Source organism: Streptomyces sp. NPDC088197 (genome assembly GCF_044741185.1).
Classification (GTDB): Bacteria; Actinomycetota; Actinomycetes; order Streptomycetales; family Streptomycetaceae; genus Actinacidiphila.
Map to the genome: position 1 here is coordinate 102,835 of NZ_JBIUSD010000017.1, position 21,873 is coordinate 124,707.

Consider the following 21,873-nt stretch of genomic DNA (forward strand, 5'->3'; position numbering starts at 1 on the left):
CCCGACCAGGGGATTTTCCCGGCCCTAGCCGCCGCCCAGCACCTTCGACAGGGCGCTGATCCGGGCCGGGCCCACTCGGCAGCAGCCGCCGATCAGGCGGGCGCCCGACCGTTCCCAGGCGGTCACGCGGGCCGGGGAGAAGGTGGCGGCGCCGTCCCAGCGGCGGAGGCCGGCGTCCCAGTGCTCGCCGCTGTTGGGGTAGACGACGACGGGCTTGCCGGTGACCGTCGCCGCCGCCTCCACCGCATGGTCCGCGTCGGCGGGCGCGCAGCAGTTGACGCCCACCGCGATCACCTCGTCGCGGCCCGCGGCCACCGCGAAGGCGTCCGCCAGGGGCTGCCCGGCCCGGGTACGGTCGCCGTCGACGGTGTAGGAGAGCCAGACCGGCACGCCGGTCCCCTCGGCCGCCCGCAGCATGGCCTCGGCCTCGTCGGTGTCCGGCACCGTCTCCAGGGCCAGGACGTCGGGACCGGCCGCCGCCAGGGTCTCGATCCGCGGCCGGTGGAAGCGCTCCAGCTCCCGCACGCTCAGCCCGTACCGCCCGCGGTACTCGCTGCCGTCCGCGAGCATCGCCCCGTACGGCCCGACCGACGCCGCCACCCGCACGTCGGTCCGGCCCGCGCCCGCCCGCCGGGCCAGCTCCACGCTGCGGGTCAGCAGCGCGGACGCCTCGGCCCGCCCGATGCCGCGCCGGGCGAACCCCTCGTAGGTGGCCTGGTAGCTGGAGGTGATCAGCACCCGGGCCCCCGCCCGCACATAGGCGGTGTGCGCGGCCTCGATCTGCTCCGGGGCGTCGGCGAGCAGCCGGGCGGACCAGAGCGGGTCCGACAGGTCGCAGCCCTGGTCGGCGAGTTGGTTGGACAGCCCGCCGTCCAGGACCAGTGCCCTCCCGGCGGCGGCCGGGAAGAGCGGTGCGGGCGGGGTGGTGGGCATCGCGGCCTCAGCCCACCTGGGTCCTGACCTGGGACGAGATCAGCTCCAGGTGGTCGAGGTCGGACAGGTCGAGAATCTGGAGGTAGAAGCGGGTGGAGCCCTGTTCCGCGAACTGCCCGATCCGGTCGACGACCTCGGCGGGCGTGCCCGCCAGCCCGTTCGCCTTCAGCTCGTCCACCTCCCGGCCGATCGCGGCGGCCCGGCGGGCCACCTCGGCGTCGTCCTTGCCGACACAGGCCACCAGGGCGTTGGAGTACACCAGGTCGTCGGGGCCGCGCCCGGCCGCCTCCGCCGCCGCGCGCACCCGGCCGATCTGGAGCCCGCTGTCCTCGACCGAGGCGAACGGGATGTTGAACTCGGTCGCGTAGCGCGCCGCCAGTTCCGGTGTCCGCTTGGCGCCCATGCCGCCGATCAGCACCGGGACCTTCGCCTGGGCGGGCTTGGGCAGCGCGGGCGAGTCCTTGAGCTGGTAGAACGTCCCGTCGTAGTCGAAGGTCTTGCCGACCGGGGTCTCCCACAGGCCGGTGACGATGGCCAGTTGCTCCTCAAGGCGGGCGAACTTCTCCTTCGGGAAGGGAATGCCGTACGCCGTGTGCTCCTCCTCGAACCAGCCCGCGCCGAGGCCGAACTCGACCCGTCCGCCCGACATCCGGTCCACCTGGGCGACCTGGATCGCCAGCACACCGGGGAGCCGGAAGGTGCCGGCCGTCATCAGGGTGCCGAGCCTGATCCGGCTGGTCTCGCGGGCGAGTCCCGCCAGGGTGATCCACGCGTCCGTGGGTCCCGGCAGTCCGGTCCCGTCGCCCATCTTCAGGTAATGGTCGGAGCGGAAGAAGGCGTCGAACTCCAGGTCTTCGGTCGCCTTCGCGACGGTGAGCAGGGTGTCGTACTCGGCACCTTGCTGGGGCTCGGTGAAGATTCGCAGATCCATTCCTCCATCCTGCCCCCATCACGGCGATCTCCGTCAACGGTCCACCTCCCGGGTCAGCGCGCGCACGCGGTCCTTGGCCTCGTCCACCGCGTCCAGCGCTTCGATGCAGTTCCAGTACGCCGCCTCGTCCTCCGCCGTGCAGGTGATGGCGACCAGGGACAGGCCGATCTCGCCGAGCAGCGTGCGCAGGGCCCGCAGGGTGCCGTGCGGGTCGCGTACCCCGGTCAGCCGTGCGGCCCGCGGCGGGTCGCCGCCTGACGCGCCCACCACCGGTCCCGGCCCGGCGCGGACCACCGGCCGCTCGTGATCGGCGGTGAGCAGCCGTCCCACGGCCTCGGTCAGCTCGAACGCCTGCCATGCCTCCGCGATGACGTCGTCCGGCTGCGGCGATCGGCTCATCACGCGCTCCGCCTGGGCCACCAGTCGCGCTGCGTCCATGTCCCGCACCCCCTCTGTCCTGCGGCGATCCCTTCGCCGTTACTCAGAGTGACAGAGTTTCGCGGGTGCGGAAAGGCCCCTCGGGAGATCTGTGGACAACTGCGCGCCTGTGGAAAACCTCGTCACCCGGACGAGGGATCGGCCCGCGGGAACCGCAGCTCGTTGCGGTCGATCTTCGCCGCCAGCGCGGCCAGCACGTCGATGCCGAGCACTTCGCAGAATTGCAGCAGGTACGCCAGCACGTCCGCGACCTCGTCGCGGACCCGGTGCGCGGTCCCGTCGTCCGCCATCACCTCCGCCGCCTGTTCCGGGGTGAGCCACTGGAAGATCTCCAGCAGCTCCGCGGCCTCGACGCTCAGCGCGGCGGCGAGGTTCTTGGGCGTGTGGAACGGCTGCCAGTTCCGGGCCGCGGCGAAGGAGGCGAGGCGGCGCTGGAGCGCCGCGAGATCGGGTGCGTCGGTTTCTTCGGTCACCCCGACTGGTCTACCGCATCCTCGCGGCGGCGTGGCCTCGGGACCCCGAGCGCGGTGACCGAGACACCGCCGATCCCCTCCGCGAAGCTCGCGTCCTGGACGGTGCCCAGCAGCCGGATGTGCCCGCGTTCCGCGGCCGGGCCCGCCAGCCGCAGCAGTTCGCTCAGTTGACGACGGTCCAGGCCGTGGTCGAGGCCGTCGCCCAGCACGGTCAGCACCTGACTGGCGGGCAGCAGCTCCGTACTCGTGTCGACGTCCAGCACTCCGGGGCCGGTGAGCAGCACCAACGCCAGCGCGAGGAAGCGGAGTTCGCCGTCGCCGAGGCGGTCCACCGGGACCAGGCCGAGCGGGCCTCGGTCCACCGCGGCGATCACGGCGTCCACCGCACGCGCCGTTTCCGCCACCGACCCGCCGCCCGCGCGGGCGCCCTCCGCCGTACCGGCACCGGTACGCGGACCGGCGCACGTACGCCCGCCTGCGCCCGTGCTCGCGGCGGCGCCCGCAGCCAGCGCCGTGATCCCCTCCACCGGCGGACTGCACACCGCGCGCACCGCGTTGACCAGCGCCGCGTGCCGGGTGCCGCACTCGCCTTCCGTCCTGGCCAGGACGGCGGACAGATTGTCGCAGGAGGCGCGCAGCCGTCCGTCGCCGACCGGGACGGGGCCGCGCATCAGCTCGGGGCGCGGTGCGATCGGGAAGACCCCGCGCAGCGCCACGACGACCTGTTCCGCGGCGGCCAGCACCAGGCGCTGCCCGTCGGTGCGTCCGGCGACGCGCAGCGGCAACAGGGCAGTGGCGAGGCGGTCGTCGGGCAGCGGCGCGCGGGTGACGGCGACCAGGCCCGCGGTGTGCCAGGCGGCCTGCACCGTGGGGCGTTCCGGGTCGCGCAGCGCCGTCGTCAGCAGCGTCTCGCCCGCGCCGGTCAGCCGCTCGCCGACGATCCGCAGCGTGGGCTCCGCCTGGACGGCGACGTCGAGCCGCACGGGACCCACCGGGCCGGTGACCGTGCAGCCGATCCGGAAGCCGCGCCGTCCCTGCGGGTCGGGCTGCGCGTCCTGCGGTACGCACGCCGCCGCGCCACCGCGCACCACGGACTCGAAGACCTCGTCGAGCCCGTCCCCGCAGGCCAGCCGAGCGAGCGCGGCCAGCGCCTCCAGCACGCTCGACTTGCCGGTGCCGCTGCCCCCGCAGAGCAGGGTGAGCGGCCCGAGTCCGAACGACGCGCCCCGGTGCGATTTGAAGGCCGACAGCCGCAGTTCGGTGACGACGGGCCTGTCATGGATGCTGGTCATATGCGCGAACGTAACCAGGCCCCGGCCTGCCGAACCGTTCCAGCGACCGTACCGTCCTCCGAACGAGGGACATCGCGCATGATTCGCGCGACGCCGCGCTTGCCCCGGCACCACCCGGAATCGACCGATTGTCAGTGCCGGCCGCTAGCGTGGCGATCGTGACGACCAAGGCCACCGGCGCCGAAACCAACACCAAGACCAAGACCAGCACCCGCACTAGTAAGAGCACGACCCCGGATACGGACACGGATACCCGCTACGTCGCGCTGCTGCGCGGAATCAACGTCGGCGGCAAGAACAAGCTGCCCATGCGGACCCTCAGGGACCTGCTGGCCTCGATCGGCGCCGCCGACATCCGCACCCACCTCCAGAGCGGCAACGCCGTCTTCACCCACGCGCAGGCCGATCCGGGGCGGCTGGCGGCGGATTTGGAGCAGCGGATCAGCGACGAGTTGGGGCTGACCGTCGCCTGCCTGATCCGTACCGGCGCGGACCTCCGGCGGGTCGTGGACGCCAACCCGTTCCCGATGGACGGGGTGAATCCGTCGCGCTTCATGGTGACGTTCCTGTCGGGGCCCGTCCCCCTCGACAAGCTGGCGGCGATCGACGCGGCGGCGTACGCGCCGGACGAATTCCGTCCCGGGCAGAGCGAGATCTACGGCCACTTCCCCGGCGGTGTGCACAATTCCAAGCTGGCCGCCCAGTTCTCCGACCGCCGCCTCGGCCTGACGGCGTCCACCCGCAACTGGAACACGGTCACCAAACTGGTGGCGATGAGCGAGGAATAGCCTGATGCCATGAACGCCGATCGTGTCGACTGGACGTCGGTCGCGGCCGACGGATTCCCCTTCCCCGAGGGCGTCCCCGCGCCACGGCTCGCCGCCGAGCTGTCCGTCATGCTGACGTCCCCGGACCCCGGGACACGCGACGACCACGCCTATACCGGCGCTGCCCGCTGGATCAGGGAGGGGCGTCTCGACGCCGTCCTCGAAACGCTCGGGGACGACGCGGCCGGCCGTCTCACCCACCCGGAGGTTCAGGCCAGGGCCTTCGCACCGCTGATCATCTGCTCCGTGCTGACGCGGGGCGACGCCGTGCCCGGGCTCGTGCCGCGAGAGGCGGCGGAGCGCTGGTACGCGCGGTTCTCGGCCTGGTATCCGGCCGAGCGCGACACCCGCGGCTGGGACGACGCGCTGGGCTGGCTGCACGCCGTGGCACACGGCGCCGACGCCGCCGCCGCGTTCGCGAAGGCCCTGCCGGAGCGCCGCACCGGCCTGCTGGAGCTGTGCGCCCGCAGGATGACGGTCGAGCAGACCGACTACCGCTACGCGCAGTTGGAGGACGCGCGGCTGGCCCGCGCGCTCACCCGTATCCTCCAGGCCCCCGGACTGACCGTCGAGGAGGCCACCGACTGGCTGACCGTCGTTCACAAGGCCCTGGAGGGCGGCGGACCCGGCGCGGTCCCGGTCTGGGCGTTCAACACCTTCGCCACCCTCCAGTCGCTCCATCTGCATCTGATACGCGGCATCGCCGACGAGGGCGTCCCGCCGCACGCGCGGGAGGTCGCCGCACGCGTCGCCGACCTCCTGCGCCTGCCGTACTACTGGCTGGCCTGAGGCTGCCGGCCGACCGTCGCCGAGCGGCCGGCCCGCGGGCGGGCCTCCGGCTGGTCGAGCCCGAGGCCGTTGAGGACGCCTTGCAGGTAGCCGATCGCGTGGGCCCGGCCGCGACTGCAGTACGCCTCGGAGGAGATGTCGCCCCAGGTGTCGAGGTCGCCGATCATCGCCGGGACGTGGTCGTCGATGAGGAACCCGTCGAATCCGGAGTCCTCAAGACGGCGGATGACCCGCGCCGGGTTGAAGTTGCCCTCGCCGAGGAAGCACTCGCTGAAGCGGGGCACGGTGCCGCGGACGTCCCGGAAGTGGACGTAGAAGATGGACGGCCCCAGCAGGTCGATGACCTCGTTGACGCTCTCCTCGCCCGCCATCTCCGACACCGTGCCCAGGCAGAGGTTCAGGCCCCAGGACGGGCTGCCGCCCGCCTGGTCGCGGGCCCGTCCGATGGCGGCGGGCGAGGTGAAGATCCGGGCGATGCCGCCCAACGGCACGTCGACGGGCGGGTCGTCGGGGTGCAGGGCCAGCCGTACGCCGACCTCCTCGGCGACGGGCAGGACGGCGTCGAGGAAGTACTGGTGGTTGGCCCACATCCGGTCGGCCGTGGCCGGCTCGTCGACGGGGTGGTCGGGGGTGAGCCGGTATCCGGCGAGCGCGTTGCCGCGGGAGACGTCCGCCAGGTCGAAGGCGCTGACCTTGGCGCCGCCGCGGCCCGCCGCCGCCATGTCCGTGCGCCAGACGTACGTGGCGAGGAAGTTGTAGCCGAGCAGGTCGATGCCGACGGCGGCGAGGTTGCGGATGGTTCTGAGGTAGTTCTCGATCTGCTCGTCGCGGCCCGGCAGTCCGCGCTGGATCTTCCAGAAGTGCGCGAGCGGTACGTTCTCCAGGCCGTCGATCGCGAGGCCGTCGGCCTCGCAACGGTCCTTGAGGGCCCGCAGTTCGGACTCGCTCCAGAAGCCGTCCTCGCCGGGCAGCAGGTCGGGGGTGTGGAGCTGCACGCCGGTGAGGCCGAGTTGGCGCGCGAAGGTCGCCACCCGCGCGTCGTAGGTGTCGATGTGTCCGAGCGAGAGTCGTATGGTCATGCCCGGCCGACCCGCTGCCGCTGACGGCCCAGCCCGTCGATCTCCAGCTCCATGGTGTCGCCCTCCTTGAGGTAGGGGAAGCGGCCCGACAGCGCGACGCCTTCGGGCGTGCCGGTGTTGATGACGTCGCCCGGTTCGAGGACGGTGAACTGGCTCAGCTCGTGGATCAGCGTGGCGACGTCGAAGATCATGTCCTTGGTGCCGGACGCCTGGCGGGGTTCGCCGTTGACCCAGGAGCGCAGGGCAAGGGCCTGGGGGGACGTGATCTCGTCCGGGGTGACCAGCCAGGGACCCAGCGGGTTGAACGTCTCGCAGCTCTTGCCCTTCGACCACTGGCCGCCGCTGGTCTCCAGTTGCAGGGCCCGCTCGGACACGTCGTTGGAGATCGTGTAACCCGCCACGTGGGCCAGGGCGTCGGCGGGCGAGTCGAGGTAGCGGGCCCGGCGTCCGATGACGATCGCGAGCTCGACCTCCCAGTCCGTCTTGGCGGAGCCGCGCGGCAGCAGGACGTCGTCGTCCGGTCCCACGACGCAGTGCGGTGACTTGTAGAACACGACCGGCGCCTGGGGCGGTGCGGCGCCCGATTCCGCCGCGTGCGCCGCGTAGTTCATGCCGACGCAGAGCACGACGCCGGGGCGGGCGACGGGCGGGCCGACGCGCTGCCCGGTGACGTCGACGGCCGGCAGGCCGCCCGCCTCGATCGCGTCGCGCAGCCGGTCGGGGCCGTCGCCCGCGAGGAAGGCGCCGTCGATGTCGTCGGTGAGCGCGGACAGGTCGAGGTGGCGGCCGTCGGGAAGCAGGGCGACGGGCCGTTCGGCCCCGGGTGGGCCGACACGCATGAGCTTCACGGTGATCCGTTCGGTGGTAGGGATGGTCAGCCGGCGAGCAGCCCGCCGTCGATGACCAGCTCGGTGCCGGTGATGAACGCGGCGGCGTCGGAGGCGAGGTAGAGGGCGGCGGCGGCGACCTCGGCCGGGGTGCCGAGGCGGCCCATCGGCTGCCGGGCGACGAGTTGGGCGCGGGCCTGCCCGGGGTCGTCGGCCGCGGCGAGCAGGCGGCCCACCCACGGGGAGTCGACGGTGCCGGGGCAGACGGAGTTGCAGCGCACGCCGGTGCCCGCGTACTGCACGGCGACCTGGCGGCTGTAGGCGATCACGGCGCCTTTGCTGGCGCAGTACGCGGCGCGGTCCTTCAGTCCGACGAGTCCGGCGGCGGAGGCGGTGTTGACGATGGCGCCGTCGCCCTGGGCGAGCATGTGCGGCAGGGCGAGTTTGGTGCCGAGGAACACCCCGCGGGTGTTGACCGCGAAGGTCGCGTCCCACTCCTCGACGCTGCACGCCAGGGTGTCGGTGCTGGAGGCCAGGCCCGCGTTGTTGCAGAGCACGTGCAGCGCGCCGGTCTCCGACACCGCCCGGGAGACGGCCGCGGCGAACGAGTCGGGGTCGGTGACGTCGACGGTGAGCGGGATGCCGCCGTCGGGCACGTCGGCGGGGTCGAGGTCCGCCGCGTAGACGGTCGCCCCCTCCGCCACGAACTGGCGCGTCATCTCGCGGCCGATGCCGGAACCGGCGCCTGTGACGAGAACCGTCCGTCCGGCGAACCTGTTCACGTGGGGTTGTCCTTTCGTCGCGGTGATTCGGTGCACCTGGCTGTCATGCACGGTCGTGCGCGTTATTGGGCGTCGTACGACGCTGCCCCGCCCGGTCGTACGCCGCCGCGCGGGGTCACGCCGTGAAGTAGTGCGGATACTGCGCGCGCAGCCCTGGCACGCGTTCGAGCGCGCGTCTGGCGTGACGGCTGATCAGGGCGCGCCCGCCCGCGATGTCGCGGGACTCCAACGCGTCGACGATCAGCCGGTGTTCGTCGATCAGGTCACGCATCGTGGCGGTGTCGGGTTGGGCGAGCCGACGCACTCTGTCGAGTTGCAGCTTCATCCGCTGGACGACCTGCCAGGCGCCGGGGTGGCCGCTGAGGGTGAAGATCGCACTGTGCAGGGCCTCGTCGGCCTGGAAGAACGTGTCGTAGTCGGCGGTGCGGTAGGCGTGCTCCTGCTGTTCGAGCAGGTCACGGAGGATGCCGACGTCCAGTGCCGGATTGCCGCAGGCCGCCTCGAAGGCCGAGACCTCCAGGCTCTCGCGGACGAAGCGCGCTTCCTCGACGTCGCGTAGCCGGATCAACCCGACCTGCGTGCCGACCTGCGGCACGACGTGGACGAGGCCGGTGTCGGCGAGCCGGGCGATGGCCTCCCGGACGGGCGTACGGCTGACGTGCAGCCGTTCCGCGATGTCCGTCTCCGACAGGGAGGAGCCGGGGGCGAGCCGCAGTCTGCGGATCGCGGAGACCAACTCGTCGTAGACGTGGTCGGAGGCGCGGTTCCGCGTGCGGTCCCGGGTGATCGGCGACAGCCCTCCGGCGGGGCCGGGGGGTGCCTGCTCCTGGATGCGTGCTGGTCGGGGAGGATTCACGTCCGAATCCTTGCATGCCAGTATTCTTGTATGCAAGTATCCCGGTCGCCTACCCGGTGTCGTCCGCGGCGGTATGTCCGCTCCCCCATCGCCCCCTCATCGCCCCCGCCAACGCCCCCCATCACCACGGCACGAAGACACGAACCGCGCTGTACAGCAGCAAACCGAGAGGTCGCCATGATCATGCGCAGGGCAAGACTCACCACCGCCGCGGTCCTCGCCGCGCTCAGCCTCGCGCTGACCGGATGCGGCGGCGGCAACGGCAGCGGCAGCGGCAGCGGCAGCGCCAAGGCGGACACCGGCGGCCCGGCGGACATCACTTTCTGGGGCTGGGCCGCGGGCTACGAGAAGTCCGTCGCGCTCTGGAACAAGACGCACCCCGACGTCCACGTGAAGTACGAGGCCATCACCAACGGCGGCGCCGGCGGCTACGACAAGATGCTCACCGCCGCCAAGGCGGGCAAGGCGCCCTGTCTGGCCCAGGTCGGGTACGAGACGTTCTCCAGCTTCCTCGCGGCGGGCGTGCTCCAGGACGTCAGCACGTACGTCAAGGACGGCAGGAGCGAGTTCCCCGACTGGGTGTGGGGCAACGTCGGCGTCGACGGCAAGGCGTACGGCGTACCGGTGGACACCGCGCCGATGGCGATGTTCTACCGGGCCGACCTGTTCAAGAAGGCGCACATCGCGCTGCCCAAGACCTGGGACGAGTTCACGGCCGCCGCCGCCGCGGTGAAGGCCGCAGACCCGGCGTCGCGGATCATGAACCTGCCCACCGACCCCTACCTCTACGCCGGGTTCGCGTGGCAGGGCGGCGCTCCCTGGTTCGGGGTGAAGAACGACGCGTGGTCCGTGTCATTCGACAGCGCCGCCAACCGCAAGGTCGGCGACTACTGGCAGGGCCTGTACGACAAGGGGCTGCTCGCCTCGTACCCCGCCTTCGACGCGGCGCTGTACTCCGCGTGGAGCAAGGGGACGGTCTGGGCCGAGGTCGGTCCCGTCTGGTCGGCGTCCCTGATCCGGGACAACGCCTCGGGCTCCGCGGGCAAATGGGCCGTCGCGCCGATGCCCCGATGGGCCGGTACGGACACGGTCGGGAACTCCGGCGGATCGGCCACGGCCGTGATGAAGGACTGCTCGCACCCGAAGGAGGCGACCGAATTCGCCACCTGGATGTCGACGGACAAGGAGTCGGTGTCGAACCTCATCGCCTCCGCGGCCATCCTGCCCGCGTCCAAGTCCGGGCTCACCAACCCCGCGCTGGACGCCCCGCAGAGCTACTACGGCGGCCAGCCCGTCTACCAGTTGTTCCGCACCGAGTCGGCCAAGGTCAACTCCGGCTGGATGTGGGGGCCGATCATGTCGATCTCGGCCACGACGCTCGGTGACGGCCTCGGCAAGGTGCACACGAAGAAGGCCACGTACGAGAACGCGCTCGGCAACGCCCAGAAGGACACGCTCAAGGCGCTGAAGTCCCAGGGCTTCTCGGTCAATTAGCCGGGGCCAGGAAGAAGGGCCGCGCGGGGGCCGCGAATCCGCCGCCCCCGCCGCCGCCCCGCCCCTGCCCTGCCCTGCCCTGCCCTCGCCCCCGCCGCCGCCCCCGACTCGCCCTCGCCCTCGCCCTCGCCCCGACAAGTCCCCCAGCACCCACGTTCCTTCAGAGAGAAGGTGACCGTGTCCTCCGTGACGACTCAACGGCGCCGACTACGCGAGCTCCGCCGGGCCGCGCCGTTCGTCCTGCCCTTCCTCCTGCTCTTCGTCGTCGTCTACCTGATCCCCACCGCGTACTCACTGGAGCAGAGCCTGTTCTCGGTGAAGCGCTCCGGCCTCGGGCTCGGCGGCTCGAAGACCGTCTTCGCGGGCTTCGACAACTACGTCGAGGTGTTCCACGACGCGGACTTCCTCGCCTCGCTGGGACGGGTGGCGTTCATCGGCGTGATCCAGGTGCCGGTGATGCTCGGCATCGCGCTCGTACTCGCCCTTCTCCTGGACTCCGCGGCGATCAAGGGCGGCCGGTTCTTCCGGCTCGCCTACTTCGTCCCCTACGGGCTGCCCGGTGTGATCGCGGGACTGGTCTGGTCGTTCCTGTACGCGCCGTCGCTGAGCCCGATCACCCGCGCGCTCGACTCGATCGGCGTCCACGCCAGCTTCGTCACCGACGCCGCGCTGCCGTTCTCGATCGCGAACATACTCACCTGGGCGTGGACCGGCTACAACACGATCCTGCTGTACGCGGCGCTCCAGGCGATCCCCGAGGAGACCATGGAGGCCGCCGCGATGGACGGCTGCACGGGGTGGCGGGCCGCGTGGCTGATCAAGGTCCCGCAGATCCGCCCCGCCCTGCTGATGACCCTGGTCTTCTCGATCATCGGCACGTTCCAGCTCTACAACGAGCCCGCGACCATGAAGTCCGTGGCGCCGAACCTGTCCTCCACCTACACGCCGATCATGGCCACGCTGCGGTCGGTCTCCTCCAACAACTTCAACTACGCGGCCACGCAGTCGGTGGTGCTCGGTGCGCTGATCTGTGTGCTCTCCGTCGCCGTCTTCCGCGCGTCGGCCAAGAGGACCGACTGATGACCGCCACCGTGGAATCACCCGCGCCCGCCACGCCGGCTCCCCCGAAGCCGCGACCGGGGCCCAAGCGCGCCTCGGGAAGCCCGCTGACGACCGTGAACCCGGCCTCGCGGATGTTCGTGCTGGCCGTCATGGGCCTGTTCGCCCTCTACTTCCTGCTCCCGGTGTGGTGGCTGATCGTCTCCGCCACCAAGGGCAGCGGGGAGCTCTTCTCCGGCAACGGCTTCTGGTTCGGCGCGCACTTCGCCCTCTGGGACAACGTCCAGACGCTGTTCGAGGCCCAGGGCGGCATCTACTCCCGCTGGTTGCTGAACTCGCTGCTGTACGCGGTCGGCGGCGGCGTCGTCTCCACGCTGCTGGCCACGATGTGCGGCTACGCGCTGGCGAAGTTCCCCTTCCCCGGCCGTGAGGCGGTCTTCGGCACGGTGCTCGCCGCCGTCCTGCTGCCCGCCCCCGTACTCGCCGTCCCGCTGTATCTGCTCTTCAGCCACACCGGCGTGATCAACACCTTCTGGTCGGTGTTCATCCCCAGCATCGTCAGCCCCTTCGGCGTGTATCTGAGCCGGATCTACGCCGCGTCGTCGATCCCGGACGCGCTGATCGAGGCCGGACGGATCGACGGGGCGGGCGAGTTCCGCATCTTCGTGATGGGGATGCGGATCATGGCGCCCGCGATGGTGACGATCTTCCTGTTCCAGTTCGTCGCGATCTGGACGAACTTCCTGCTCCCCTCGCTCATGCTCGCCGACAGATCTCTCCAGCCCGTGACCGTGGGGCTCGTCGGCTGGCGTGAGATGCAGGGCTATCCGATCGGTTACGCGACCGTCGTCACGGGCGCGCTGCTCTCGGTCGTGCCCGTCGTCGCCATGTTCGTGTCCTTGCAGTCCTTCTGGAGCAAGGGCCTGGTCGCGGGGTCGGTCAAGTAGCCGGTCGGTTCAACGGTCGGCAAGTCAGCCAGTGCCAACGAAAGGATGATCAATGAGAGTCCTGTACGGAGCCATGGCGTCCGCGTGCGTCATCGTGCTCCTCGCGGCACCGTCCCAAGGTGCCGTCGCCGCCGACGACCCACAGGTCAACCTGCTCGCGGCGGACATGGACACCACGATGGACAGCGGCACCAGTCCGCTGACCATGTCCACCGCCTCGGGCGGGGGCAGCCAGCAGATCGTGAGCGTCGGCGGGAACAACGCGCTCGAACTGCGCGACGCCTCCCAGGGGACCAACCTCGCCAGCTACTTCTACCACCGGTTCTCCACCGGCTCGCTGGTGAGCCGCGTCAACGCCGTCTACGGGGCGCCGGTCGGCAGCCCGGCCGAGCAGTTCGTCCTGAAGTTCGACCTCAAGCGCGCCGCGGCCAGCAGCAAGCCCGTCGCCAAGGACATCTACGCGGAGATCCAGTTCGGCAACGCCGACAACGTCCTGGTGCCGCGGTTCGCCGTACCGGCCGTGAGCCTGACCGGCACCGCCGCGTACAAGAGCACGTCGGGCGCCCTGGCGACGGTCGACGACAGCGACATCCCCGAGTACCGCTTCACCGTGGTGCCCAACGGCGGCCAGCGGCTCGTGACGACCGTCGAACTCGGCTTCCAGGTACGCGTCGACACCGGCGGCACCGACGAGGCGATCGACGTCGACAACGTCGGTGTGTACGACGCCGGCGCGGTGTCCGACAGCGCGCCGCCCACCACGCCGACCTCCCTGCACGCCGGGACGGCCTCCTCGGACAGCGTCCCGCTGCTGTGGAACGCCTCGACCGACGACACCGGGGTCAGCGGCTACGACATCTACCGCGACGGCTACCTGGCCTCCTCGGTCAGCGGCTCCAGCACCTCCGCGGTCGTCACCGGCCTGATGCCGAGCACGGGTTACGACTTCGCGGTGCGCGCGAAGGACGCGTTCGGCCACGTCAGCGCGCTGAGCGCCCCCGTGCACGTCACGACCGCCACGTACGTACCCGCGGCTCCCGCCCCGTTCCCCGGCACCCAGCAGACCCGGACGCAGTGGCTGTGGGACCGGACGAAGGCCATGAAGGAGGAGGACGGCCCCATCAACGTGGCGCAGTACACCGCGCAGTTGGTGGACCACCAGAACGTGGCGGCCAACCTCGGCAAGCTGGACAAGCTCTACCAGGGCTACGACTACGAGCAGTACAAGATCATGGCGAAGATGTACACGTACCTGATGGCGGGTGACCAGTTCAGCCCCGCGATGCTCCAGGACGTGCGCGCGTACTTCGCCAAGTACGGCTACCAGAAGCTCCCGCAGACCGAGAACCTGCGGATGAGCACGTACGTCACCGGCTATCTGGTCGGGCAGTACTTCCCGGACGTGGCCGACCTCAACGGCAGCTCCGGGGCGGCGCTCAAGGCGAGCAGCAAGGCCAACATCGAGGAGATGGTCAAGGCCGGGGTGCGGCGCGGCTGGGCCGAGTACGAGAGCCCCGAGTACACGATCATGACGTATGTCGGTCTGAACGCGATCTACCAGTGGTCCGACGACCAGCAGTTGCGCTCCGAGGTCAAGATGGCCATGGACGTCATGTGGTTCGAGTGGGCGAACGACTGGGACAACGGCTACCTGATCTCGTCGGAGAGCCGCGCCAAGGGCGACCTGGCCTCCGCCAACGACCCGACCTGGCGGTCCGCGGACCACACGACGCTCGCCTGGACGTACTTCGGGGAGCACCGGGCGCAGCAGGGCGTGGGCGAGTCGGACAACACCGCGCCGTCGGCGTACCGGCCCGACCTGGAGTACGTGGGCATGCTGGCCTGGTCCGGCACGTCCTACACGCCGCCGCCGCTCGCGGTGAAGATCGGTCAGATGACCGACAAGTCGTACAGCGCGTACAAGTCGAATCTGCAGAACTCCGGCGGCAACGCGATGGACGTCTACCGCACCAGCTATGTGCGGCCCACCTGGGGACTGGCCACCGAGACGCAGTACCGCAGGGTCGACAACTGGATCGAGGACATGCCGATGGTGCTGCGCTGGCAGTCCAACGCGGCGAATCCGCTGTTCCGGATCTCGCTCGACCAGGGCACCGCGCAGATCGGGTCGTACGACCAGCCCGACAACCACCGGGTGATGCAGGACGGTCCGACGGCGCTGGGCATCTACAAGTCGTCGGGTGACCAGACGTCGAACTACATCAACGCGATGTTCCCCGACAACGGTTCGATCGTGGAGCGCAAGCAGGTGGACGGCTGGACGGTCGTCAGCACCGGCCCGATGTACTTCGCGTTCAAGCTGGCGAAGCCCGGCACCTGGTACCACCAGACGCCCAACGACCCGTCGAACAAGGTGAAGACGACGACGCAGATCCACCCGACCGCGACGCTCGGCTACACCTACGACATCCTGCGCAGCCAGGCCGACACCAACGCGTGGGTGCTGGAGACGGCCGACGCCTCCGCGTACGCCGGCCTCGACGCCTTCGCGACGGCGCTGACCACGCAGACCGGCCTGGACACCAGCCACGTGAACGACGCCACCCCGCGCGTCGTCTACCACAGCCTGGCCGGGGACGACCTCGACCTCACCTACGACAAGGCGTCCCAGGCGCCCGGCGCGACCCACCTGATCAACGGCCAGGCGATCGGTTACGACAGCTTCAAGCTGTTCGACACGCCGTGGCTCCAGCAGGACAAGCTCGGCTCGACGTTCACCGCGACCGTCGGCGACGAGTCGGTCGCGTACGACTTCGACCAGTGGACGGTGACGCCCGGCACGCAGAGCGCGAAGCGCTGACCGCCGCGTCGCGTCGATGAGACACACGGCCGGCCGGGTCGCGGGACCCGGCCGGCCGCGGTGTGCGCGGGACCCGCTGCCCGACGGACGAATCCCGATATCCTGACGAGGAGTTTGGCCCGAAAATCTTACGAGGGTGGAACGATCGTTGAACAGCCCCCCAGCGGAAGCGCGCGGCGGCGGCTCCCCGCTGCGTCCGGTCGTCCGCGGTCGCGCCCGCACCTCCGACCGCGTCTACGAAGAGCTGGTCTCGGCGATCAGGACGTTGCGCATCGCGCCCGGCGCCTCGCTGTCCGAGACCGACCTGTCGGCCAGGCTCCAGGTGAGCAGGACCCCGGTGCGCGAGGCCATCGCCCGCCTGGTGGACAACGGACTGGTGACCGTCATCCCCCAAGTCGGCACCACCGTGGCGAAGATCAGCCTGCGCGACGTCGAGGAAGCGCGGTTCGTCCGCGAAAGTCTGGAGATCTCCGCCTTCGCCGTCGCGTGCGCCGCTCCGGACCGCCGCCTGGGCGTATGCCGCGCCCTGCTGGCGGAACAGGTCCGCTGCGAGGCGGAACAGGACCTCGCCGGATTCTTCGACGCCGACGAGGCCCTGCACGAGCAGATCTTCGTGATCAGCGGCTACCACGGCGTCTGGACCGTCATGCAGCCGATGAAGCTCCAGCTCGACCGGCTGCGCCGCCTCAGCCTCCCCGACCCCGACACCGTCCGCGCCCTGGTCGCCGAGCACACGGCCATCGTCGACGCCCTCGAAGCCGCCGACGTCACCGGCGGCCGTCGCCTGCTCAGCGACCACGTGAGCCGCGTCCGCCGCTACGGCGTCGCCCTGCGCGAGCAGTACCCCGACTACTTCACGGACTGACTGTCGGAGCGGGAGGGCGTCCTCGTTGATGCTGTGCATCGCCCAGGGGACCGGGCAGGGGCCCTCGTGGTCCGGGTCGGGGCGGAGCACTTCGGACAGCCGGTCCATCAGCCGCTCGTGTTCGGCGGCCGTGGCGACCAGGGCGAGCCGGATGCCCCGCGCGTCATTCCGGCGTCAGGCGTCCTTCTTCTCCGGCTTCTCCGGCACGAGGATCGCGACGCACTCCACGTGGTGGGTGACCGGGAAGAGGTCGAAGGCCCGCAGGGTGGTGGGGCGGTAGCCGGCTTCGGCGAAGTAGGAGAGGTCGCGGGCGAGGGCGGCGGGGTCGCAGGCCACGTAGGCGATGCGGCGGGCGCCGAGGGCGGCGAGCCGGCGGACGGTCTGCTTGCCCGCGCCCGCGCGCGGCGGGTCGAGGACGATGAGGTCGGCCTCGTCGATCCGCGTCTTGGGCAGGACCTGCTCGACCTTGCCGTGCTCGATGCGGACGCGGTCGAAGTCCTGGAGATTGTGCCGGGCGTCCTCGACGGCGCGCTTGCCCGACTCGATGCCGAGGACGGCGCCCTGGTCGCCGACGCGTTCGGCCAGCGCGCCCGCGAAGAGGCCGACCCCGCAGTAGAGGTCGAGCGCCATGTCGCCCTTGCGCGGCATCAGGCCCTGCATGACGGCCTCCACCAGCAGGTCGGCGGCCTTCGGGTGGACCTGCCAGAAGCCGCCGTCGCCGACGCGCCAGGTGCGGCCCGCGGCGCGCTCACGGACGAAGGGGCGGCCGTGGACGCGGTGCACGGCGTGGTCGCGTTCGCCGATCCGCTGCACCGACACCGGCTGGTCCAGCTCGACGATCGGCAGCCGCCCGCCGGGGCGCGGGGTGAGGATCACCTGACGGTCGTTCGAACCGGTGGCAGCGATGGCCTCGACGGTGGCGATCTGCGGCCACGTACGGTCCTCGACGCCGAGGTCGCTGACGCCGGGGGCGGCGATCAGGCAGTGGTCGACCACCTCGACCTCGTGGGAGCGGTGCTTGCGCAGTCCGGCGCGGCCCTCGGCGTCCACCGCGTACTGCACGCGGGTCCGCCACGCGGGCACCTCGCCCTTGGCGACCTTGTCGCCGGGGGCGGGCATCACGGTGCCGTCCCAGCCGGCCTGCTCCGGGGTGAGCCCGGCGAGCCGTTCGAGCTGTTCCGCGACGACCGTCGCCTTGAGGCGGCGCTGCGCGCCCGGCGCCGCGTGCTGCCAGTCGCACCCGCCGCAGCGGCCGGGCCCGGAGAAGGGGCACGGCGGCTCGACCCGGTCCTTGGACGCGGTCAGCACCTTCACGGCGTCGGCCCGGATGAACCGCGCGCCCTCCTCGCCCTCCGTGACCCGCGCGACGACCCGCTCGCCGGGCAGCGCGTGCCGGACGAAGAGCACCTGCCCGGCGTCGGTGCGCGCGACGCAGTGGCCGCCGTGCGCCACCTGGCCGACCTCGACCTCGTACTCCTGGCCGACCAGTGACGGTGCGGATTCGGTCTGCATGGGGGCGGTGCTCCTGAGCTTCAAGGTGGGGTGCGCGGGGACGGGCCCCGCGCGTGCCGGGGTGTCCGAGGGGACAAGCCCTCCAGTCTACGTGCCCGCGCCCGGCCGGAATCCCGGTCCCGGCCCGCGGCCCCGGTCCCGGCCGGGACCGGGGCCGCGGGCCGGGCGTCACTTCTGGCGTCCGCCGTTGCCGGTGTGCTCCCTGTCGCGGCGCGGCGGACCGACCGGACCGCGGCGGATCGCACCGGGCGCGTTCCAGTCCGCGCGGCGCCTGGCACGCGCCTTGGCGACCTCGGAGGACTCCAGTTGCCAGGGCACCGAGGTGACCATCACACCGGGGGTGAACAGCAGCCGCCCCTTGAGCCGCAGCGCGCTCTGGTTGTGCAGCACGTGCTCGTACCAGTGGCCGACCACGTACTCCGGGATGTAGATGCTGACCACATCGCGCGGACTGCTGCGGCGCAGGCCCCGTACGTACTCGATGATCGGCCGGGTGATCTCGCGGTACGGCGAGTCGAGGACCTTCAGCGGTACGTCGATGCCGCGGCGCTGCCATTCGGTCTGGAGCGCCTTGGTGTCGTCGGGGTCGACGTTGATGCTGAGCGCCTCCAGGGTGTCGGAGCGCATCAGCTTGGCGTAGGACAGGGCCCGCAGGGTGGGCTTGTGCAGTTTGGAGACCAGCACGATGGAGTGCACGCGCGACGGGCGCACGTAGTCGTCGCCCGGCTCGTCCTCGGCGGCGATCTCGTCCGCGACCCGCGTGTAGTGGCCGCGGATCGCGGTCATCAGCGCGTAGAAGGCGATCATGCCGAGCACCGCGACCCAGGCGCCGTGGGTGAACTTCGTCAGCAGCACGATGACGAGCACCAGGCCGGTGAGGAAGGCGCCGAAGGTGTTGATGGCGCGGGAGCGGTGCATGTGGCGGCGCTTGGCAGGGTCGGTCTCGGTGCGCAGGTGCCGGTTCCAGTGCCGGACCATGCCGGTCTGGCTGAGCGTGAAGGAGACGAAGACGCCGACGATGTAGAGCTGGATCAGCCGGGTGGAGTCCGCGCCGTAGATGTAGACGAGGACGGCGGCGAAGCCCGCGAGCAGCACGATGCCGTTGGAGAAGGCGAGCCGGTCGCCGCGGGTGTGGAGCTGGCGCGGCAGGTAGCGGTCCTGGGCGAGGATCGAGCCGAGGACCGGGAAGCCGTTGTACGCGGTGTTCGCCGCGAGGAAGAGCACGAGCGCGGTGACGGCGGCCAGGAAGATGAACGGGATCGAATTGTGGCCGAAGACCGCCTCGGCGACCTGCGCGATCACCGGGTCCTGCGTATAGCCGGAGCCGACCGGGACGCCGTTGTTCAGCAGGTCGGTCGCCGGGTTGGAGGCCATGTGCACCTTGGTGTTCATGGCCAGCGCGATGATGCCGCAGAACATGGTGACGGCCAGCAGGCCCATCGCGGCGAGCGTGGTCGCGGCGTTCTTGGACTTGGGCTTCTTGAACGCCGGGACGCCGTTGCTGATCGCCTCGACGCCGGTGAGCGCGGCGCAGCCGGAGGAGAAGGCGCGCAGCAGCAGGAAGATCAGCGCGAAGCCGCCGATGCCCGAGGTCTCGGCGTGGATGGTGTAGTGCGCGGTGGGCGCCTGCATGTCATGTCCGGTGGCGATCTTGAAGGTGCCCCAGGCGATCATGCAGAAGACGCCGACGACGAACGCGTAGGTCGGGATGGCGAAGATGCTCCCGGACTCGCGCACCCCGCGAAGGTTCATGACCATCAGCAGGAAGATCATGCCGACCGCGCCGAGCACCTTGTGGTCGGCGAAGAAGGGGACGGCGGAACCGAGGTTCTCGATTCCGGAGGCGACGGAGACGGCGACGGTCAGGACGTAGTCGACGAGCAGCGCGCTGGCGACGGTGAGTCCGGCCTTGGGCCCCAGGTTGGTGGTGGCGACCTCGTAGTCGCCGCCGCCGGAGGGGTAGGCGTGGACGTTCTGCCGGTAGGAGGCCACCACTGTGAACATGAGCACGACGACCGCGACGGCGATCCACGGGCTGAAGTGGTAGGCCGAGGCCCCCGCGATGGACAGGACGAGCAGGACCTCGCCCGGCGCGTACGCGACGGAGGACAACGGGTCGGAGGCGAAGACGGGTAGCGCGAGCCGCTTGGGGAGGAGCGTTTCCCCCAGCTTGTCGCTGCGTAGCGCCCGGCCGATCAGGATCCGTTTCGGCAGGTCGGTCAGTTTGGACACCCCGCGATGTTAAGGGATCGTCAATACGGGCGCTCCCCCCACTGCCCTAAGGACTGTGGGGGACTTGGTGACGGGCGGGGTACGGCTTCGGTGGGGAAGTTGTGCGTCCGGTCGGCGCAACCTTCTCGCCCGCCGCACGCGTGTGTAGCTTTGGCCGCGGTCTGAGACGCTTGTGCTGACCAACAGTGCTCCGCGGGGCTCCACAAGAGCCCGGCCACAAACGTTTGACAGCCGGAAGGACGGTCGTGCACGTCGTGATTATGGGATGCGGGCGAGTGGGCTCCACTCTCGCGCACTCCCTCGAACAGCAAGGTCATACGGTCGCGGTGATCGACCAGGACCCGACGGCCTTCCGCCGCCTGGGCTCCGGGTTCGGCGGGCGCCGGGTGACCGGAGTCGGGTTCGACCAGGACACGCTGCGCGAAGCCGGAATCGAGGAGGCGGGAGCCTTCGCGGCGGTCAGCAGCGGCGACAACTCCAACATCATCGCGGCCCGGGTGGCCCGTGAGATGTTCGGCATCGAGAACGTGGCGGCCCGGATCTACGACCCGCGCCGTGCCGAGGTGTACCAGCGCCTGGGCATCCCCACCGTGGCCACCGTGCGGTGGACGTCCGACCAGATGATGCGGCGGCTGCTGCCGTCCGGTGCCGAGCCGCTGTGGCGCGACCCGAGCGGCGGCGTACAGCTCGCCGAGGTGCACACGTCGGTCGCGTGGATCGGGCACAAGATCAGCACGCTCCAGGAGGAGACCGGCGTCCGTGTGGCGTTCCTCACCAGGCTGGGCGAGGCGATGGTGCCGACGTCCCAGACCGTCCTCCAGGAGGGCGACCTGGTGCACGTGATGATGCGGACCGACGGGGTCGCCGAGGTCGAGGCGGCATTCGCCAAGGGTCCCGAGGAGGCGCGCTGATGAGGGTCGCCATTGCCGGGGCGGGGGCCGTCGGCCGGTCCATCGCCGGCGAGCTGCTGGAGAACGGGCACGAGGTGCTGCTCGTCGACAAGAACCCCACCTCCATCTCCGTGGAGCGGGTCCCGCAGGCGGAGTGGCTGCTGGCCGACGCCTGCGAGATCACCTCGCTGGACGAGGCCGCGCTCCAGCGCTGCAACGTGGTCATCGCCGCCACCGGTGACGACAAGGTCAATCTGGTGGTCTCGCTGCTGGCGAAGACCGAGTACGGGGTCCCCCGGGTGGTCGCCCGGGTCAACAACCCCAAGAACGAATGGCTGTTCAACGAGTCGTGGGGCGTGGACGTGGCCGTCTCCACCCCGCGGCTGATGTCGGCGCTGGTCGAGGAGGCCGTGAGCGTCGGCGATCTCGTACGGCTGCTGCGCTTCAGCCAGGGCGACGCGAATCTGGTGGAGCTGACGCTGCCGGAGGAGGCCGCGCTGGTCGGCACCAGGGTCGGCGACGTGGAGTGGCCGCAGGACACCTCACTGGTCACGATCATCCGCGGCAACCGGGTGCTGACGCCGTCCAAGGACGACGCGTTGGAGGCCGGTGACGAGCTGCTGTTCGTGGCCGCGCCGCACCGGGAGGAGCAGTTGGAGGATCTGCTGTCGCTCCAGGGCGACGGCGGCACCGCCACGGAGTAGTCGCTCCTTGACGACCCGCGAAAAGGGGGCGGGGGCCGGGCCCCCCGGGGGGCGGGGCCCCCCCCCGGGGGGGGGGCGGGGGGGGGGGGGGGGGCCGGGCCCGCCCCCGGGGCCCCGCCGCC

20 protein-coding genes are annotated in these 21,873 nt (G+C 71.0%); 9 read left to right on the forward strand and 11 right to left on the reverse strand.

The annotated features are described in order from the left end of the window. Positions 1-24 precede the first annotated feature (24 nt). From mmuM to ACIOC1_RS30390, 5 genes are all read right to left on the reverse strand, one after another. Positions 25-933: a homocysteine S-methyltransferase gene (gene mmuM / locus ACIOC1_RS30370; protein ID WP_401857123.1), complete on the reverse strand. Its 909-nt coding sequence runs from the start codon at positions 931-933 to the stop codon at positions 25-27. 7 nt (positions 934-940) lie between these two features. After that, on the reverse strand, positions 941-1,864 hold the full coding sequence (locus ACIOC1_RS30375) for a TIGR03560 family F420-dependent LLM class oxidoreductase (protein ID WP_391048848.1): 924 nt from the start codon (positions 1,862-1,864) through the stop codon (positions 941-943). A gap of 33 nt (positions 1,865-1,897) precedes the next feature. Further along, a complete protein-coding gene (locus ACIOC1_RS30380) occupies positions 1,898-2,302 on the reverse strand; it encodes a DUF6099 family protein (protein WP_391048850.1) in 405 nt (134 codons plus the stop codon). A gap of 122 nt (positions 2,303-2,424) precedes the next feature. Continuing rightward, the gene (locus ACIOC1_RS30385) at positions 2,425-2,775 is read right to left on the reverse strand and encodes a nucleotide pyrophosphohydrolase (protein WP_355338553.1); all 351 of its coding nucleotides are present in this window, start codon (positions 2,773-2,775) and stop codon (positions 2,425-2,427) included. Next, a complete protein-coding gene (locus ACIOC1_RS30390) occupies positions 2,772-4,067 on the reverse strand; it encodes an ATP-binding protein (RefSeq protein WP_401857126.1) in 1,296 nt (431 codons plus the stop codon). Before ACIOC1_RS30390 ends, ACIOC1_RS30385 begins: the two co-directional genes overlap by 4 nt. 158 nt (positions 4,068-4,225) lie before the next feature. Between ACIOC1_RS30390 and ACIOC1_RS30395 the strand changes: the two genes are divergently transcribed. Together ACIOC1_RS30395 and ACIOC1_RS30400 are read left to right on the forward strand one after the other, a co-directional pair. Then, positions 4,226-4,855 (forward strand): DUF1697 domain-containing protein, encoded by a 630-nt coding sequence (locus tag ACIOC1_RS30395; RefSeq protein WP_401857128.1) that lies wholly within the window; start codon positions 4,226-4,228, stop codon positions 4,853-4,855. Between the two features lie 9 nt (positions 4,856-4,864). Beyond that, positions 4,865-5,683: a DUF2785 domain-containing protein gene (locus ACIOC1_RS30400; RefSeq protein ID WP_401857130.1), complete on the forward strand. Its 819-nt coding sequence runs from the start codon at positions 4,865-4,867 to the stop codon at positions 5,681-5,683. On the opposite strand, the gene ACIOC1_RS30405 is transcribed toward ACIOC1_RS30400, so the two are convergent. The 4 genes from ACIOC1_RS30405 to ACIOC1_RS30420 form a co-directional block, all read right to left on the reverse strand. Continuing rightward, positions 5,668-6,762, reverse strand: a complete 1,095-nt coding sequence (locus tag ACIOC1_RS30405; protein WP_355338542.1) for a mannonate dehydratase — start codon at positions 6,760-6,762, stop codon at positions 5,668-5,670. The genes ACIOC1_RS30400 and ACIOC1_RS30405 overlap by 16 nt on opposite strands. Continuing rightward, a complete protein-coding gene (locus ACIOC1_RS30410) occupies positions 6,759-7,610 on the reverse strand; it encodes a fumarylacetoacetate hydrolase family protein (protein ID WP_401857132.1) in 852 nt (283 codons plus the stop codon). Before ACIOC1_RS30410 ends, ACIOC1_RS30405 begins: the two co-directional genes overlap by 4 nt. Before the next feature lie 26 nt (positions 7,611-7,636). Next, a complete protein-coding gene (locus ACIOC1_RS30415) occupies positions 7,637-8,371 on the reverse strand; it encodes an SDR family oxidoreductase (RefSeq protein WP_391048861.1) in 735 nt (244 codons plus the stop codon). Between the two features lie 115 nt (positions 8,372-8,486). After that, on the reverse strand, positions 8,487-9,227 hold the full coding sequence (locus ACIOC1_RS30420) for a GntR family transcriptional regulator (protein WP_355338533.1): 741 nt from the start codon (positions 9,225-9,227) through the stop codon (positions 8,487-8,489). Between the two features lie 183 nt (positions 9,228-9,410). Here ACIOC1_RS30420 and ACIOC1_RS30425 point away from each other — a divergent pair, with 183 nt between their 5' ends. From ACIOC1_RS30425 to ACIOC1_RS30445, 5 genes are all read left to right on the forward strand, one after another. Then, the gene (locus ACIOC1_RS30425) at positions 9,411-10,721 is read left to right on the forward strand and encodes an extracellular solute-binding protein (protein WP_401857135.1); all 1,311 of its coding nucleotides are present in this window, start codon (positions 9,411-9,413) and stop codon (positions 10,719-10,721) included. A 186-nt stretch (positions 10,722-10,907) separates the two neighbouring features. After that, positions 10,908-11,801 carry a sugar ABC transporter permease gene (locus ACIOC1_RS30430; RefSeq protein WP_355338527.1) on the forward strand — a complete coding sequence of 298 codons (894 nt, stop codon included), beginning with the start codon at positions 10,908-10,910 and terminating at the stop codon, positions 11,799-11,801. Further along, positions 11,801-12,727 (forward strand): carbohydrate ABC transporter permease, encoded by a 927-nt coding sequence (locus ACIOC1_RS30435; protein ID WP_355338524.1) that lies wholly within the window; start codon positions 11,801-11,803, stop codon positions 12,725-12,727. Before ACIOC1_RS30430 ends, ACIOC1_RS30435 begins: the two co-directional genes overlap by 1 nt. A gap of 52 nt (positions 12,728-12,779) precedes the next feature. After that, positions 12,780-15,548, forward strand: a complete 2,769-nt coding sequence (locus tag ACIOC1_RS30440; protein WP_401857138.1) for a fibronectin type III domain-containing protein — start codon at positions 12,780-12,782, stop codon at positions 15,546-15,548. Positions 15,549-15,696: 148 nt separating this feature from the next. Further along, positions 15,697-16,413, forward strand: coding sequence for an FCD domain-containing protein (locus ACIOC1_RS30445; RefSeq protein ID WP_391048870.1), 717 nt, complete (start codon positions 15,697-15,699; stop codon positions 16,411-16,413). A gap of 174 nt (positions 16,414-16,587) precedes the next feature. Here the strand turns inward: ACIOC1_RS30445 and ACIOC1_RS30450 are convergent, their stop codons facing one another. Next, entirely contained in the window at positions 16,588-17,925 is a 1,338-nt protein-coding gene (locus ACIOC1_RS30450; protein ID WP_401857140.1) for a class I SAM-dependent RNA methyltransferase, read from the reverse strand. A 168-nt stretch (positions 17,926-18,093) separates the two neighbouring features. Further along, complete coding sequence (locus ACIOC1_RS30455) at positions 18,094-20,157, reverse strand: APC family permease (RefSeq protein ID WP_355338512.1); 2,064 nt, start codon at positions 20,155-20,157, stop codon at positions 18,094-18,096. A gap of 245 nt (positions 20,158-20,402) precedes the next feature. Between ACIOC1_RS30455 and ACIOC1_RS30460 the strand changes: the two genes are divergently transcribed. Both ACIOC1_RS30460 and ACIOC1_RS30465 read left to right on the forward strand, forming a co-directional pair. Next, positions 20,403-21,068 carry a TrkA family potassium uptake protein gene (locus ACIOC1_RS30460; RefSeq protein ID WP_355338509.1) on the forward strand — a complete coding sequence of 222 codons (666 nt, stop codon included), beginning with the start codon at positions 20,403-20,405 and terminating at the stop codon, positions 21,066-21,068. Then, a complete protein-coding gene (locus tag ACIOC1_RS30465; protein WP_355338506.1) occupies positions 21,068-21,751 on the forward strand; it encodes a TrkA family potassium uptake protein in 684 nt (227 codons plus the stop codon). Before ACIOC1_RS30460 ends, ACIOC1_RS30465 begins: the two co-directional genes overlap by 1 nt. Positions 21,752-21,873 lie beyond the last annotated feature (122 nt).